Raw genomic sequence first — 16,672 nt, forward strand, 5'->3', positions numbered from 1 at the left:
GGTTTATATTATTTTTTTAGTTTTTGTCTTTCAGCTTTTTTAGCTTCTTTTTCTTTTTGTTTTTCTTCTTTAATTTTTGCTAAATGAGCTTCTCATTTTTTTGGATCTTCTTTTAGGTTCATTAATTTTTCTTTTTCTTTTTGTTTTTCTTCTTTTGCTTTTTGTTTTTCAGCTTTCATTTTTTCTTTTTCAGCTTTTTCTTCTTCTTTTAGTTTTGCAACTTCTTGAACATAAGCTTCATATTTAACTTTATCTTCTTTAAGTTTTTTCTCTTCAGCTTTCATTTTTTCTAATTTGTTTTCGAAAGCTTCAACTTTTTGTTCATGATTTTTAACGTCAGTTTGTTTTTTGAATTTTTTCAAGTCTATTTCTGCATTAACAACTTTTGTTGCATAAGCATCAATTCTTTTTTGAGTAACTTTTCTTCCTGATTCTCAGTAGAAGAAGAATGTTAATGCAAACGCACTACCAAATGAAATTAAGTTAACTAAGATAATCATAAATAAGTTTCTAATACTGTCAGTATATAGAAGTAATCCTGGCAATACAGTAACTCCCATTCCTGAACATGTTACTGAAAATGCTCCTGCAAATAGACCACCAGCAAATCCTCCAATTGAGGCATAAATGAATGGTTTAATTTTTGGTAAGTTAACTCCAAAAATAGCAGGTTCTGTAATACCAAACATTGTTGATACAGCAGAAGACATTCCTAAGTTTTTTTCTTGTTTTGATTTTGTTTTTAAAGCAACAGCCATTGCAGCTCCACCTTGTGAGATGATTGATGCAGTTCAAATCGCGTTAAAGATTGAACCTTCCATAACTCCTTGAGCATTTGGAATTCCACCTTTTATAACTAATTGCATTTCAAGTCCTTGTAAAACTTGGTGACAACCAGTAACAACAATTGCTTGTAATAAACCAGCAATTAAACCTGTTCCAATACCTACAGGTAATTTAAGAATTGCAGTTGTTGCAATTAAAACACCATCTTCAACTAGTAATAATACTGGACCTAAAACTAATAAAGCAACTAACAATGATAATGTAATTGTTAAGAAAGGTGTGAAAATAATATTCACAGCTTTAGGCATTCATGTTTTAATTCATTTTTCTAAGTAAGCAACTCCAATACCAATAACTAAAGCTGGTAAAACAGAACCTTGGTAACCTGTTATTGGTATGAATAATAATTTTAAAGGAGTTGTTTCTGAAACTGGATTTTTGTCAGTAGCATTAATTCAAGCTTGAATTCAAGCATTTGTATTAGGATCTAATAAGTTATTTGGATTAGATCAACCCGCTTGTTCATTAATAGCCTGAATAGCGGGTTTATTATTTTTTATGAAATCCAATTGAGTATTTCACATTGTTATATCACCTTTATTTGGCAATAACGGTGATACTAACATTAATCCGATAATAATTCCTAGTACCGGATTTCCACCAAACCTCTTAACTGTTGATCAACAAACTAATACAGCAAGTGAATCAAATGCTGTTTTTGTTACTATGTTAATGATTACTCATAACAATTGACTTTCATCAACATGTCCACCTGTTTGTTTAACAATTGTTTTAATTAATGCAGCAAATCCCATTGCAAGACCAGCTGCCACAATAGCAGGAATAATTGGTAAGAATATATCTCCCAATGTTTTCATACTTAATTGTACTCAAGCAAATTTTCCACCTTTATTTCTAAAAGCTTCTTTGTTTGCTTTTGCTTTTAGTGCAAACTCTTCAAATGTTTCACCTTTTGAAGAATCACTTTTTGTTTCTTTTGCACTATTTACTTCTAATATTTTTTGAACTTCAGCATAAGTTGCTTCAACAACTCCTGTACCCAATATAATTTGTAATTGAGTAGAGCTTCAATTAGTTCCCTTACAAATTGGTGATTCTTTAATTGCATCAATATTTACTTTATCTTTATCAATTACATTAAAACGTAATCTTGTAACACAATGTAAATATGATTCAATGTTAGCTTGTCCACCAACTGCATCGACAAATCTTTGTGCTTCTTGAGCATAATTTACTTTTGCCATGACTTAGTACCTTTCTTGAATCTATTTTCTTCATTCAATAAAGTCTCAAGAGAAGAATTTTGGTTGATAGTAGCTTTTACGATATTCTAAGGTTTCACCAAAAATATCATAAACCATACCTTCATCTAAAATTAATCCATCAATTTCATCATATTTTAATTCAAACTCCTCTAGTAAAGGTTTTGCATTTGTAATGAAAGAAATTTTCTTTGATGAGTGACTTACAATTGAACTTGTATTCTTTTCAATAAATTGCATTAGACCAATTTCATTTAAAACATCTAGTGATAAATTTTTAAATTTTTCTTCTGGTACAAAACTTTCTTGAAAAAGAATTAAATCTTTTTCTTTTGTTTTTCTAACACATCTAAATTTAAACAGTCTGCTACCAAGTAAATATCCACTTTTCTCTTTAATTTCTTTTGAACAAATAACTTCTTCAATGCTTGTATAAACACTTTCAGATCCAGGAAATAATTCTCTGAAACTAAACAATAAGTTATTTGAAATTTTATCTTGAACAACAAAACCTTTTCCGTTAACTGGTTTAACAATTTTTAACTCTATTAGCTTATTAAAAGCTATTCTAATTGGTTGTTCTGAATATTTAAACTTGGTTTTCAACATATTCTGACTGGGAAGAACTTCTCCAGGAAGTACTTTATTTTCCCTTATTAAATACATTAAATAATCAAAAACTATTTCTCACTTTTTATCCATAAATCAGTTACCCTTGTATAAGTTAATTATACAAAGTAATAAGTGTTTTTGCTATTTAAATTTAATACTTATCAAAAATGTCCACTATTATTATCACTTTATATACAATCTCTTAATAGACCTATGATTATAAGTTTTTATTAAAAAAGGCATTAAAAAAATCCCAACTAGTGGGATTACAATTATATTTAGTATTATCAGAATTATAAAACTGATATCCAAACAAACCTGAATATCAGTTTAATTGCAAAGTTTTTTTAAATAAGATCTTATTTACTAATATTTATCTTTTAATTACTACAAGTTGATATTGTGTAAATTAAATTAAATTTCTTTCTATTTTATTCATTATTTTAAGAACATAAAAGGGATATTTCTGAGATCTTTAAATAAATACTAGTTATAAGTTTTTTTGCGAAAGAAACACTTATTTCTTTCATCTTTATTGTTTCAAAAAAATGACCTAAAAATAAGGTTTTTTTAACATTAAAAAACCTTTAGTTAAACTAAATAAAAATAGTTTTATCTATCACCTCTTTTTTTGTTCAAACACTAAAATATTTTTAAGTTTTAACTTTCCCTTTGCTTTTTTTTTTTTTTTTTATGATTAGAGGGTGTTGGTTAGTTTCCTATTCTTTCCAACACACTGATTAAAGGCAATATCCTAGTAAAAAAAATATAAAAACTTTAATTTTTCTATTGCATTATAGTTGCTATAGTGTTTTATTATATTCATATAGAGGTGAAATAATTATGAAAAATAAAGTGTGATTTATTACCGGAGCCAGTCAAGGTTTTGGTTTAATCTTTGTAAAAAAATTACTAGAAAAAGGACACTGTGTTGTTGCGACAAGTAGAAGTCCTGAAAAGATAATTGAACAAGTCGGGGAAAACGATAACCTATTGGCTATCAAAATTGACTTATCTAATCAAAAACAATTAGATGATGCAATGAAACAATGTGTCGATAAATTTGGTTCAATCGATATCTTATTAAATAACGCTGGTTATGGACAACTTTGAACTTTCGAAGAGTCAAGTGATGAAGAAATTAGAAAGTGTTTTGAAGTTAACTTCTTTGGAACACTAAATGCAACTCGTGCTGCTTTACCATACATGAGAAATCAAAAATCAGGTCATATCTTCACAACCGCATCAATTTGAGGTTACTTAGGAGATCCGTATACTTCAACTTATGCTGCAGTTAAATTTGCAACAGATGGTTGAACTGAAGCTTTAAGCCATGAACTAAAAGATATGAATATATCAGTAAGTTGTATAAAACCTGGTGGATTTAGAACAAACTTCTTAGAGTCATCTTCAATGGTTACTGGAGAAGATAAAATATCTGATTATAAAGAAGCTAGAGACGCTTACTTCAATCAACTTGCTAAATTTAACAAAAAACAAGATGGAGATCCAGAGAAATACTGTGACTTTATTATTGATGTTACTTATAGAGATCAAAAACCTCCATTACATATCTTTACAGGAAGAGATTCTTATAAAAAAGCTGAAGATAAAATGAATGCTATTAAAAAAGATATGGAAGAACTAAAACAAGACGCAACAAATTTACACGTACAATAAATAACACACAAAAAAACCACTTAAATAAGTGGTTATTTTTTTTATTTATACTGTTTAATAAATTCTTTGTTAATTTCTCTAATAACTTTTGCTTTATCTTTTTTTAATGTATCTTTGTAATTATCTTTAAATCACATTTCAAAATATATTTTGTTAAAGATAGCTGAAAACCCTATTGCGATAAATGTTACCAATGACATAGCAATTAAAAATCAAGCTCAACCAGGAATACTTAAACCAGGAATTGGATAGTCATCTGGTCCATATTTTCCATTTAAATGAATATTTAAAAAGAAATATGGATATTGAGTTGAAACTGGTTTATCAGAAATATATCTCATCTCTCCTCTTATTAAAGCAAACACTCCATAAAGCAATGGATAAATCATATAAATTCATCAGTTATTTTTTATAAAAACCTTTGTTGTTGGAGTTTTATCTCTTTTAATAAAGAAACAAACATACAAAACCATTAATATTGGTACAACTGTATGCAATATTTGTTGATGAGTTCAAGTAAGTGCATCCATACCTGTTTTTGACATACTCAAAGTAGTTGGCAATAATAAGAAGTTATAAATTAAACAAGTTATAGTTATATAAGTTGCAACAGCATAAGATATTTTACTTTTTGTTATAAAGTTAAGCCCTTCTTGTTTGTGTGAGAAAGCAGCTGCAAAGAATCAAATTGCAACTAGTATATTTGTTTGAATTGTAAAGTATGAAAAGAAGTTTCCAAGATAACCCGCATAGTCTATCCCCGTTTCTCCTGAACCATAAGTTGTGTGTCAAACAGATCATCTTAAATCTTCTGGAGTTGAATCAGATAAACTTATCAATTCAACACTTAAGTTCATAGTTATTCCAATTAAAACTAAAATACCAGCTAATAATTTATATCAAAATCTTCAGTCTCTTAATTTAGATTCAGCTTCTCATGAATCTATTCATTTTGTTTTAAACATAATTTTACATCCCCGAATACTTTTTTATTTTTTCACAAATAAGTGTAGTTATTCAAAACAATTAAAATGTAAAAAACATTTACAAAGTGTAAATGTTTTTATTTTTTTGCAGTTCATTTAAAAGTAAATGTAGTAATTGTAAATAATAGTGCAAGTATCATTAAAGCACCAAGAACTGGTTGTCATGTTGCACTAAAGTCTCTTCCAATAAATTCACCATTAACATTGTGGTTGTTAAATCCACTATCTCATCCTTTATCTGCTCAACCTCTGGTTGCATATAAGAATAAAAAGACACTGTATTTGTGAGGAATAAAGTAAGTAAATATTATCATTCCCTTACTTGTTTCGAATGCTTCTGGAGGAAGCATTATTCCTGATAAGAATATACTGAAAAAGTAAATCATCATTATCATACCTTGCATTGATCCAACAGAACTGAAAAGTCCTCCAAACATAGTTGCAAGAGCAATTGAAGTTAATGTAATTAAAATCATTGATAATAACATATAACCTCAATTCACTTTTCCTAAAAGTTGAGCAAATGATAATTCATTTGTACTATCCATTAATCTACTTATTTCTGAAAAGATTAAATTAAATATCATCATTATAAAAAATGAAATGATTCCAGCAACAAGATATACAAATCAAAGCGCTGCAATAAACATAGATTTTTTAATTCCAGTTATATCAATTCTTTTTAGAAATACTGAGTTTTTTCACTCAACAACAGCTGGAGCTAATAGAGTTAAACAAGTCATTGAAGGTAATAAAGTATATGAGAATAAAATTCCATATTTTTGACCTTCGACTTTTGCACCCATTATAAAGAAGAACATCACACTAAAGAAAATTGGAACAAATATCATAAATATAATTGATTTTGGTTCTTTAATAAAAGACTTTGTAAGTAATAATGATAAATTGTTAAAAATACTTAATTGCTTTTTAGCATTAAAGTTAGCTACTTTTTTGTTATTTTCCATTATTTATTTTCTCCTTTAAAGAATTTGTTCATAAGTTCTCTAACTGATTTGTGTTTTTTAATTGTATTTTCAATTGAATCATCATATCAAATTGCACTATCTTTTATAACAACTAAACGATCACACATTTCTTCTACTTCTTCTGGGTGATGTGAAACTAACAATAAAGTTTGTTTGAATTCTTTTGTATTTTTTGTAAAGAAATCAATTATTTTAAATTGTAATTCCATATCAAGACCAGTTGTAAGTTCATCTAAAATAACTATTTTTGGATTATTCATAATTGAGATCATAGCATTAAATCTTTGTCTTTGACCCCCACTTAATTTTTTAAGTGGTCTGTTAATGAACTCGTCAATTTCAAAAACTTCTTTTAGCTTTTGTTCTCACTCTTTTGTAAATTTTGGATATACTGACTTATAAAAATCTAGCATGTTTTGTGCAGTAATTCCTGTAGGTCAACTACCTTCTTGTAGTTGAATACCTATTTCTTGTTTTATGTTTTCACTTAAATTTATATCAATTTGTCCTGAATCAGGCTTACTAAATTGAGCTATCATTTCAACTAAAGTTGTCTTTCCACAACCATTAGCTCCCATTAAAGCTACACGTTGACCTTCTTTTATTTCTAAACTAAAGTCTTTGAAGATGATTTTTTTGCCAAACGCTTTTGAAATATTTTTTACATCAATTATTGTTTGCATCTTTGTTTCTCCTTACAAATATTAAATATACCATTTAAAATAAAAAAATGATTTTGATATTTTTAAAAGTATTCAATAAACCATTTTTTTAATTATTTAAACTCTTCAATCATTTCATTTAGCTTTTTACCAACACCAGCATTTTGAACTGTATCGATTACTTCTTTTGCTAAATCTTTAATACCATCAATTGCATTGCCTACTGCATAACAATTTGGAAAGTCTTCAAACATTCGATAGTCATTGTGTTCATCACCAAACACATGGATATCTTCTTTTTCTAAATTTAAATGTTCTAGAAGAGCATTTAAACCTCAACTTTTTGTTACATCTTTTTTAAAGATTTCAACTCTGTAGTTTTGTTCGTTTCTTGTAAATTCAAGTTTTAAAAGATCTTTTTCTTCTACAAACTTTCTTACCATTTCAAGTTCATCTAAAGTTTGAGTGTTAATTACAAGAACAGGAAAACTTTCATCATGATCCAGTCCGTTTTCAATTAAATCTTCTAAACTTTCATAGTGATATAAAACTTGATCATTTGGAAAATGTGAGAAATCAACTTTTGTTTGATTTGCTCTTAAAAGTTCTTGTCAATCATCTTCTTTGATATAGTGAGTTCTAAAGTCATTTGATATACAAATATCTAAATCAGTTCCTATAAAGTACTCTAACATTTCTTTCATTTCATCTTTGTTAAAATGATTTTTTGCAACATATTCAAATGTTTTTGGATCAATTACTGATGCTCCATTTGAACAAATTACAGGTAATTTAACTTTAAGATCTCTTGCTGCAAAATCTGCCATAAAGTAGTTTCTTCCAGTAACTATTGTCAAACTGTGGTTTGATTCTTTTTGGAACTTTAATAACTCTTCTTTATTTTTTTCACTTACATTATCTCATTCAAAAATAATTGTTCCATCCATATCAGTGGCTGCAACTTTTTTAATTTTATCCATATCCTTAACTCCTTGTTACAAAAATATTTTACTTGATTTTATTTAAAATAAACTTTTTAAATAAAGAAGTAATTTGAAAATATTGGTTATAATCAATATGTAACATAAATTACTAAAAATTATTTATGTTGCTAGAAAAAATAAATTTTTTAAAAGACAAATGGTTTAATTACTGAAGAAAATTGAATAATTAAAAGATATTAGTTTTTGACAACTAAAGTTTTTTTGACTATAAAGATTTAGTCTTTTAAATTAAGGAAGGAAAAACAAAAACATGACAAAAAGTTTAGAACTATTAAATAATAGAATTTCTGCAAAAAGATATATTGAGGACTTTAAATTAACTGATGAACAAGCAACAGAATTGTTAGAATCAACAAGACTTGCACCAAGTTCATTTGGATTAGAACCTTTTAGAGTTTTATTAATTGAAAACAAAGAAATTAGAGAAGAATTAAAGGAAGCTTGATGAAATCAATTTGGTATTACTCAATCAGCTGGAATTATGATTTGAGTTGGTTATAGAGAAGAATACTTAACTCAAACTCACTTTGTTGAACAAGTAGAAAGAAACATTCCAGTAGAATTTAAAGACATCAGAGATATGATGATCGGTGGAGCTGGAACTGTTCTTTCAACACTTGAAATGACAAGAGATGAATGAACTGCAAGACAAGCATATATATCACTGGGAACTGTTTTAAACACAGCACAAGAACTAGGATTAGATACTTGTCCAAGTGAAGGATTTAGCCAAGCTGATGTAGCAAAAGTTTTAGAAAAACATAACCTAATTGATACTAAAAATGAAAAAGTATTAGTTGGAATGTTTGTTGGAAAAGTTGATACAACTCAAGAATTCCACCACTCATTTACAAAAACAAGAAGACCTGCTGATAAAGCATACAAAATTGTAAAATAAAAATTAAAAATATCACATAAAGTGATATTTTTTTATCCTCCAAAGATACTTGTTTCCCCAATTGCTGAAGAAGTTAAGATTCAGAAAGGAATTATTATTATACTTAATAAAATCGTTAACGTTCCAACACGAGAAGCTAACTTTGGTTCCTTGTCATAAAGAACTGCATAACCAACTATTGTGTTTGCAGTTGGTGAAGCAATAATTGCAACACAAAGAACCATAGCCAAGGAACTTAATCCAGTTCCATTGATTGATTTTAAAATAAGTGAACCTATTATGAATAAAGATAAACATATTAATGGTGTAATTATTGATTTTACAAAAGTAGCTCATCAAACTATTTTAGATTTGAAAGCTTCTTTTATTTCGCTTTTAGCAAGAGTTGCTCCCATTGAAAATCAAGCTAAGGGACTAGCTAAAGGAGCTAGAATTGAAAGTATTTCTTTTACACCAGGAATATACTGATCAATTCTACTTATTGAGTACTCCCCTTTAATAATTTTTACACCAGGAACTAATTGAAATAATCATAAGAATATTCCAACAAAGGTTGCAATTATTATTGGGTTTTTAAATACTTTAAAAAAGTTTATAACTTTTTGTTTTTTACCAATTAAAGCCTCTTGCATTTCTTGTTCTTCAAAATATTTTCTTTGCATTATATTTGATGCAGCAGAAAACATAAAGATTCAAAAACCTATTAAAAATAATGAAGAGTAAAGATCTATTTTGCTAGTTATTGCTGCATCTGGATTGATAGCTTTCATAATAGCTACCCCAAAATAAACAGCAGAAGAAAAAGCAACACTCATAGCAAGTGTGTCTTGTCTTGGTTTGCTACTTTTTATAAAAAAGTATTTAGAACCAAAAGTAAGACTTGTATAAAAGATAATACCAATGACAGCTATTGTAATTGCTTCACCCATATCTTTTGGGTTAAGATCAACCAAAAAGCTTTTTAAAGCTAATGCAGGCAATGCTGCATATAGAATAATTTTAACAACCACTTTTTCTCAATCTTTAAAAATTAAGCTTTTCTTTTGAAAGATAAACCCAAGAAAGATTACAAAAGAAGCTGCAAGCAATATACTTCAAAAATTAAAGTTTGAAATTACTTTTAATACTTCATTTCAAGAACTTGTCAACAACATAAACTACCCCTCATATCTTAGATTATTGATTATTTTCAAATAACTCTTTGAAAATTGAATAAACTTTATCTAAATTATTTTTTTCTGTTGATGAAATTGATAAAAATTTATCGTTTTCATCAAACTCTAAAGTTTGTTTTATTATTTTTTCATTTTTAACAATATCGTTTTTTTTGCATTTATCCCTTTTTGTAGCAACTATGAAAACTCTAATGTTATGGTGTTTAAAGAAATTATACATTTCTTTGTCATCATTTGTTGGTTTATGTCTTAAATCCACTAACTGACAAATGAATTTTAATTCAGGTCTGTTTGTAAGGTACTCATCCATCATTTTAGCAAAAGCTAATTTCTGATCATGATTTACTCTTGCATAACCATAACCTGGTGCATCAACAATTCTAAACTCACCATTATTAATATCAAAGAAATTTAGTAATCTAGTTTTACCTGGAGTTGAAGATGTTTTTGCAAGTTTGTTTTGATTTGTTAATGCATTAATAAAAGTGGATTTTCCTACATTACTTCTACCAATAAAACAAACTTCAGGAATGTTATCCTTTAATCAACCACTTTTGTTTGCAGCTGATGTAATAAATTTAGCTTGTTTTATCATAATGTACTCTTCTCCACTTTTATTTTTATTATTTTTGAATTTTGATATATTCTTTTAACATATCTTCAAATTCTTGTGTGATGTAATCAGTTTCGTCTTTGATTACTTCTCTTCTTTTCAAAAGAACTTCGTTATAATACTTATTTAAAGTATCAACAAAGTGTTGTTGATTAACAATTCTTGTTTGTAATACTCTATTATTATAATTATTTTCTTTTTCAAATTGTTGTTTCATTGACTCTAAAATAGTTTCTTCCATGTCTAAATAACTTCTAAAATCTTGTCTTTTGATTTTTTTTAAAGTCTTCACAGAAAAAAGTTTTTTTTCATTCTTATTTAAAAATTTCTCTAACATTTTATAAGTACCTCTTGACTATATAAAGTAATTATAAAACATTTTTATTCATTTAAAAGTTTATTTTTAAGTTTAAAGCTTTTAAATAATCAAATAACTTCCAATTATAATTGAGTCTTATTATATCTTCTAAGTCATTATCGTCTTTAAATGTAATGAAAATAGTTGTTCTTTTGAGATTATGACTAATCTCAACAATTTTGTTTAATTCTATAACTTCATTATAAAGAACTAGTTTGTCTTCATATTGAAAAGCTACTAAAGAATTTTGTTTATTATTTAACAATATAATTATTGTAAATATTTGGATTGTATATATAAGGTAAAACAGTGTGAATAATTTGCTTAGTATTTTTATTTCGCTAAAAACTAAGCAACAAGTGAAAAACACTGTCATGAATATAAAAAATATTATGAATGAATAAAACATATAAAATTTAAAAAAATTAATTCACTTTGTGTTAACAAATTTGTTTTCTGGTCAGATTTTTTTCATCTTTCAGATCCTCTTATAAAAAGATGAAAAATAGAATGCTAATGCAATGGAAGTAATTATGACAAAAACAAATCCTGTAATAACACTACTAGTTAATAAACTAGATAGAGGCATGACTTTTCCCTTCTTTCTTAGAAATTTCATTTAGTGCCAGTAATAGGTCAAAGCCATATTCCTCTACACTATATTTATCGTCATTTATTTCAAAAAAAATTAAAAAATTTCAATTTTTTTTGAAATATTTTAAAAAATAATGACATTTTACTAAATTTTCTACTTTATATTGTAAATATTTATCATTTAATCTGACCATAACTCTTTTATTTGTTACATAAATGCTACATTTTAAGTCAGATTCTTTTATTTCTTTTTTGTAGTTTTCTTTAGCTTTTTTGTTTTTAATTTCAACTTTGTTTAACTTAACTTGATCGTTAAAGTAATAGGCTTTTTCTCCACTTGGTAAATCATAGTCTATTTTAACTTCTTGTAATTTAAAGTTTTCTTTTGCTTCTTTTAACTGTTTATTTACTTCATCGCTTTTTAATTTAAAGTTTTTATATTTATCTTTAAATATTAAAGCTAAAAGACCAGTTATAAGAGTTGCTAGCAATCAAATAGAAACTATTATGATAACCATAAGATCTTTGCTATTCATATTAAAAACCCCTTTTACTTTTTTTATTATAACAATTAAAAGTTTTAATAAAACCCTTTAAAAATAATTGTTAGATTAAAAAAAAGAGATCAAAATTGATCTCTTATAATTAAACATCAAATCTAGAAAATTGTATTTCTAAACCTTTTAAGAACGCTTGACGCTCTTCTAAAGTTGACTCACCAATACTTTTGTATGTTTCAATAATTGGGTTGTATAATCCCATTCTTCTTAAAACTTGTGCTGTTAGAGCATCAGTTTGTTTTTTTGATTGGTTTGTAATGATATCTCACATGTTTCCAAGTGATGTTTCAATTACAAATGTTTTTTCAATGTTAATTGATGGTTTTCAATCCACTGGATTGTCACCATCTTTGATAAGTGTTCCAATAAACACTCTATCAAAGAATCCTTTTAAAATAGCTGGCATTTCAAAGAAAATTATTGGATAGACAAATACTATTTGATCACAATCATTTTGTAGAACATCAATAAAGTGTTCTAAGTTTGGATCATATTGAGCATATCCAAATGCTTGAAATTCTTCTTTTGTAATAACTGGGTTGAAGTTCATTTTATTTAAATCTCAAACTTCATATTCTTTATTTGCTTTTTTTAATCCTTCAATAACAGAATCTGCAATCGCATGATTGAAGCTTTCTGGTTTTGGATTAGCAATAACTATAACTGTTTTCATTTATTTACCCCTTTGTCTTATTTATATAATAATACACTTTTTAGAGGGTAAAAAAAAGTAAATAAAGCAATGTTTAAGCATTTTTTAGAAAATAAAAAAGAGATAAGCTTTTAACAAATCTCTTTTATAATTTTCATATTAAATTAATTTTATTCTTGAAGAATTAACAGCAAATAATAGTTTTTACAAAAACAAAGTTAACTCGGAAAGCTCCAGTGACACCTCTTCTTTTCCCTTCACTAGTTGCATAAAAAATAGTTGAAAGTCCAATTTTTGAACCTGGTTCCATTTTCTCATAATCTTCTTCTGTGAATGTTTGTCCATCAGAAAGTTTTGTTGCATATAATGGATTTCCAACACTTTCAGGACTACCAAAAGTTGGATACCTAGTAAATTCACCAATAATAGGTCAAACTATACGACCTCTTAAGGCTCCAACTATTTTGTCTGCTTCTCAAATTTGTTGCACAACAACTCCAGCAAATAAATTTTCATAAATTTCTAACTGTAAAGATTCATGTACCATTTTGAAGATATAATTCATTTCTCCATATACACCTTTTTCAAACCCTGACTCAGTTGCAACTAATGTAACTTTAATGAAAGTTGTTCCAGCTCCATTTCGTCCCAATACATCTGCGTCAGTTAAATCTCTATTTTCATTCATATTAAATGATGATACTATTTCAAGATCTGGTCAATCAAGTTGAATACCAGAAGCTTTATTAATGATAGTCATCGCATGTGCTAATGCTGTAAGTTCAAATAAATATAAATTTTCTTGTTCATAATCATATCTTTGTGTTCTTACAGTACCATTTAAGGCACTTATATCAAATCCTTGTTTTGCTACATTATTTAAATTTATTACATTTTGACTCAACGGCATAGCTGCTGATGAAGTCAAAGATAACGAACCAATTAAACTTAGTAGTTTTAACATATAATAATTACCTTTCTTTCGACAATCCCACCCTACCAACCTTTTAAATTGATACTTATTTAGTTTTTTGATAATTATATTTTGATTATACAAATCATAATATATAAAGGTTTTTAGTGATAAAAGATAAAAAAATTTTAATAAAGACTTTTTAGAAAATAAAAAAAGCACTTAATAAGTGCTTTGATTAATTATTTTTTAACATTCTTTTTAACATTTTGAAGTCTTGATTCTAGTTGAGGATCTTTTTTGTTTGGAGATCTTGTTCCAGATTTTTTAGAATCTCAGTTATTTAAAACTGGATCTGTATCTTCAACTTTTCCTTCATTGATTCAAACGTATTTTGATTCATAGTCTGGATCATTTAATTTATCTAAGTTATATTCTAACTCTCTTTCAAATAATCCACTTCTAACAATACCTTTGTCTCTTGTTATTTTAGCTGTTTCTGTTTTTTTAGCTTTTGCCACTGCATGTTTATCAGCTGCAATAGCCGCATATCTTGGTTGACGTTTTTGGAATTCACTTCTGAAGAATTTTCATCAAATGAAGTAACCAAATCCTGATAACAATAATACTAGTAATACTAATAATAAAATTAGTAATCATAGTGGGAATGGTTTTGGTGTAAAGATTGTTAATTTTGTAGTAATTGGAGTAATTGTAACTCCAGCTCTTATTGGAGTTGCGTTAATTGTTAAATCAACTGCTTCTCCAGATTTTCCACCAGTAATTATTATGTAACCATCTTTATATTCAGCTGTTGCTTGAGAAGAGTTTGAACCACCTTCTGCATAAGAGTTTGATCCAACATTTACATTAATTGCAGAAAACATGTGTGCATTTTCTACTTTAAATTTCTCTTCTTTTCCTTCTTTAACTTTTACACTTGAACCCAATCCTTTTACAGATATGGTTGGTGAGTAAGCTGTTAATGAAACACTTGCCTTAGTTTCATAACCTTTTCCTAAGTCAAATCCAGTACTTACTTTTCCTGAGTTTTTTACTTTTAATTTAACTGTTGTATCAGTTCCGTTAGGGGTAACATCTGCTATTTCTAAACCTTTTGCATTTTTAAGGTTTACAATTCCATTAAAGTTTTTTAAAGTATAGTCAAATGTTTCACCCACAAATGCACCTTTAACAATTTCTTCACTAGCTGCTGGAAGTTCTCCTTCAACAACTACATTTCCAAAACTTGAGAAATTTAAATCAATTTCTTTGCTTGTTGACATTCCACTTGGTAATAATAAACCATCTTTTGCTTTAATGTTTATTTTAACTGAAGTAGTAGTTCCACTTAAGTCTATTTGTTGTTGTCTTTCAACTTTAAGATTTCCTCCAAGTTGTTTATCAACATCATCATAAACTTTTGTTAAGTCATCTCCACTTATAATTGCATGTTGAACTCTAACACTTGTTGATATTGAATCATTTGATCCAACTTCAAAAATATATTTATCTGAGTTAGATACTTTTAAACTATTTCCTGATTTAACAAATGAACCTGTTAAATCAATGTTCATTTCTTTATATCAGTTATTAAAGTTTGAACTAGTATTTAAAGTTTCGAATTTTTTTTCATCAGGTAAAAGTTTATAAGCTTCATTCAAGTTGATTTGACCATTTGATCCTTCAACTAAAGCTTCCGCTGCTTGTTTTCTTGAAGCTGCTGCATTAATACTGTTTTCTAAAGCTTTTGTTACATTTATTGTATTTTCTGCAACTCAACCTCTTGAATAACCTATACTGCTTCTATCGTCTTTTAAATAGTAAGTTCCGTTTTGTGTTTTATAAGAAGTTGTAAATGAAAGATCACCATCCGCTATTGAAGATTCAAGAGTCAATTTATCTTTTGTATCATCATTTATTCCTGAATAAACTTGAATACCTTTTTCAGATGTTACTTCAATTTTATCCCCATTAATTTTCATGTTAGATATTTCTTTTACTTCATCTACAGTTTTATAAAGTCACTCTTCTTTTAAAGCAAAATTTTTATTTAGTTCGTCATTTTGTATTTTATATATCTTATTTCCAACAGAAACAAGAATATTATTATTATCGAACTTTTCAATACCACTTGCGTTTTTAATATTTAAATCAGTTGCAACACTACTATTACCAGACTTAGATACTTTAACAAGATTTGGATTTGTTTTTTTGAATTTAAAACAAGTAAATTTGTTTCATCATCTCCAAAACTCATTATTTTTCTTTGTTGCTCATCAAAATCTAAAAAATTAGATAAAACATTTTCATGTAATGCTTTCTTTGAGAAAAAGTTATATATAGATGATGTACTCCCATCAGAGAAAATAATATATCCATTTTCTGAATCAAAATAAGTTGATTTTGGAGTTGAGGTTGTTAATTGGAATTCATCTTGTACCTCCAACTTAGAAATATCTCTAGAAGATTTGAAAAATTCTTCATTTAAAACTGTCTTACTTTTGTACATTAGCATATTTCCTTGTGAAAAATATGATACATAAAGTTCATTTTTATATATTAAAATTTGGTTATATACAACTCTGTAAGGTTTTTCTAAACCGGTTATAATTTCTTTTTTTTCTATTTTTCCTTCACTATTTGGTAGATAAACATAAACACTTTTTTGATCTGCCACCATAATATAATCAAAATCAATATCTTCATACTTTCCAGACCAAACAGCGAAACTTTCTCCTGTTTTAACAAGATCTTTCAAGTAATCAGAACTTGATCATAAAGAAGTTTCAAGATTTTGATAGTTTTGATTTTCATTAATACTAAATGCAGAAACACTTAAAGTAACAGGTACAGATATACTTAATGTTCCTAAAATTGTCAATAATTTTTTCATATAAAATTATC

17 protein-coding genes are annotated in these 16,672 nt (G+C 27.1%); 2 read left to right on the forward strand and 15 right to left on the reverse strand.

Annotation, left to right across the window (positions count from 1 at the left end; all coding sequences use genetic code 4):
- Nucleotides 1-8 precede the first annotated feature (8 nt).
- The gene (locus SBIUS_RS02490) at nucleotides 9-2,051 is read right to left on the reverse strand and encodes a PTS transporter subunit EIIC (protein ID WP_162684927.1); all 2,043 of its coding nucleotides are present in this window, start codon (nucleotides 2,049-2,051) and stop codon (nucleotides 9-11) included.
- A gap of 21 nt (nucleotides 2,052-2,072) precedes the next feature.
- A complete protein-coding gene (locus SBIUS_RS02495; protein WP_162684928.1) occupies nucleotides 2,073-2,771 on the reverse strand; it encodes a GntR family transcriptional regulator in 699 nt (232 codons plus the stop codon).
- Nucleotides 2,772-3,524: 753 nt separating this feature from the next.
- Here SBIUS_RS02495 and SBIUS_RS02500 point away from each other — a divergent pair.
- A complete protein-coding gene (locus SBIUS_RS02500) occupies nucleotides 3,525-4,361 on the forward strand; it encodes an SDR family oxidoreductase (RefSeq protein WP_162684929.1) in 837 nt (278 codons plus the stop codon).
- A 41-nt stretch (nucleotides 4,362-4,402) separates the two neighbouring features.
- Here the strand turns inward: SBIUS_RS02500 and SBIUS_RS02505 are convergent, their stop codons facing one another.
- The 4 genes from SBIUS_RS02505 to SBIUS_RS02520 form a co-directional block, all read right to left on the reverse strand.
- Complete coding sequence (locus tag SBIUS_RS02505) at nucleotides 4,403-5,326, reverse strand: Pr6Pr family membrane protein (RefSeq protein ID WP_162684930.1); 924 nt, start codon at nucleotides 5,324-5,326, stop codon at nucleotides 4,403-4,405.
- A 98-nt stretch (nucleotides 5,327-5,424) separates the two neighbouring features.
- Nucleotides 5,425-6,315, reverse strand: a complete 891-nt coding sequence (locus SBIUS_RS02510; RefSeq protein WP_162684931.1) for an ABC transporter permease — start codon at nucleotides 6,313-6,315, stop codon at nucleotides 5,425-5,427.
- Nucleotides 6,315-7,019, reverse strand: a complete 705-nt coding sequence (locus SBIUS_RS02515; RefSeq protein ID WP_162684932.1) for an ABC transporter ATP-binding protein — start codon at nucleotides 7,017-7,019, stop codon at nucleotides 6,315-6,317. The genes SBIUS_RS02510 and SBIUS_RS02515 overlap by 1 nt, the downstream gene beginning before the upstream one ends.
- A gap of 92 nt (nucleotides 7,020-7,111) precedes the next feature.
- Nucleotides 7,112-7,978, reverse strand: a complete 867-nt coding sequence (locus SBIUS_RS02520; RefSeq protein ID WP_162684933.1) for an HAD family hydrolase — start codon at nucleotides 7,976-7,978, stop codon at nucleotides 7,112-7,114.
- 274 nt (nucleotides 7,979-8,252) lie between these two features.
- On the opposite strand from SBIUS_RS02520, the gene SBIUS_RS02525 reads away from it, so the two are divergent.
- Complete coding sequence (locus SBIUS_RS02525; RefSeq protein ID WP_162684934.1) at nucleotides 8,253-8,900, forward strand: nitroreductase family protein; 648 nt, start codon at nucleotides 8,253-8,255, stop codon at nucleotides 8,898-8,900.
- Between the two features lie 32 nt (nucleotides 8,901-8,932).
- Here the strand turns inward: SBIUS_RS02525 and SBIUS_RS02530 are convergent, their stop codons facing one another.
- The 9 genes from SBIUS_RS02530 to SBIUS_RS02570 all read right to left on the reverse strand — a co-directional run bounded on the left by SBIUS_RS02530 (nucleotide 8,933) and on the right by SBIUS_RS02570 (nucleotide 16,661).
- Nucleotides 8,933-10,054, reverse strand: a complete 1,122-nt coding sequence (locus tag SBIUS_RS02530; protein WP_162684935.1) for an AEC family transporter — start codon at nucleotides 10,052-10,054, stop codon at nucleotides 8,933-8,935.
- Nucleotides 10,055-10,076: 22 nt separating this feature from the next.
- On the reverse strand, nucleotides 10,077-10,670 hold the full coding sequence (gene yihA, locus SBIUS_RS02535; protein WP_162684936.1) for a ribosome biogenesis GTP-binding protein YihA/YsxC: 594 nt from the start codon (nucleotides 10,668-10,670) through the stop codon (nucleotides 10,077-10,079).
- A 28-nt stretch (nucleotides 10,671-10,698) separates the two neighbouring features.
- On the reverse strand, nucleotides 10,699-10,980 hold the full coding sequence (locus SBIUS_RS02540; protein ID WP_162684937.1) for a hypothetical protein: 282 nt from the start codon (nucleotides 10,978-10,980) through the stop codon (nucleotides 10,699-10,701).
- 97 nt (nucleotides 10,981-11,077) lie between these two features.
- Nucleotides 11,078-11,311: a hypothetical protein gene (locus tag SBIUS_RS02545; RefSeq protein WP_162684938.1), complete on the reverse strand. Its 234-nt coding sequence runs from the start codon at nucleotides 11,309-11,311 to the stop codon at nucleotides 11,078-11,080.
- A 310-nt stretch (nucleotides 11,312-11,621) separates the two neighbouring features.
- Complete coding sequence (locus tag SBIUS_RS02550; protein WP_162684939.1) at nucleotides 11,622-12,176, reverse strand: hypothetical protein; 555 nt, start codon at nucleotides 12,174-12,176, stop codon at nucleotides 11,622-11,624.
- Between the two features lie 109 nt (nucleotides 12,177-12,285).
- On the reverse strand, nucleotides 12,286-12,873 hold the full coding sequence (locus SBIUS_RS02555) for an NAD(P)H-dependent oxidoreductase (RefSeq protein ID WP_162685271.1): 588 nt from the start codon (nucleotides 12,871-12,873) through the stop codon (nucleotides 12,286-12,288).
- Nucleotides 12,874-13,036: 163 nt separating this feature from the next.
- On the reverse strand, nucleotides 13,037-13,816 hold the full coding sequence (locus tag SBIUS_RS02560; RefSeq protein ID WP_162684940.1) for a hypothetical protein: 780 nt from the start codon (nucleotides 13,814-13,816) through the stop codon (nucleotides 13,037-13,039).
- Nucleotides 13,817-14,007: 191 nt separating this feature from the next.
- Nucleotides 14,008-15,750 carry a hypothetical protein gene (locus SBIUS_RS02565; protein WP_162684941.1) on the reverse strand — a complete coding sequence of 581 codons (1,743 nt, stop codon included), beginning with the start codon at nucleotides 15,748-15,750 and terminating at the stop codon, nucleotides 14,008-14,010.
- Nucleotides 15,751-15,914: 164 nt separating this feature from the next.
- Nucleotides 15,915-16,661, reverse strand: a complete 747-nt coding sequence (locus SBIUS_RS02570; RefSeq protein ID WP_162684942.1) for a hypothetical protein — start codon at nucleotides 16,659-16,661, stop codon at nucleotides 15,915-15,917.
- Nucleotides 16,662-16,672 lie beyond the last annotated feature (11 nt).

This window comes from Spiroplasma sp. BIUS-1, from assembly GCF_010365805.1.
Lineage (GTDB): Bacteria > Bacillota_I > Bacilli_A > Mycoplasmatales > Mycoplasmataceae > Spiroplasma_A.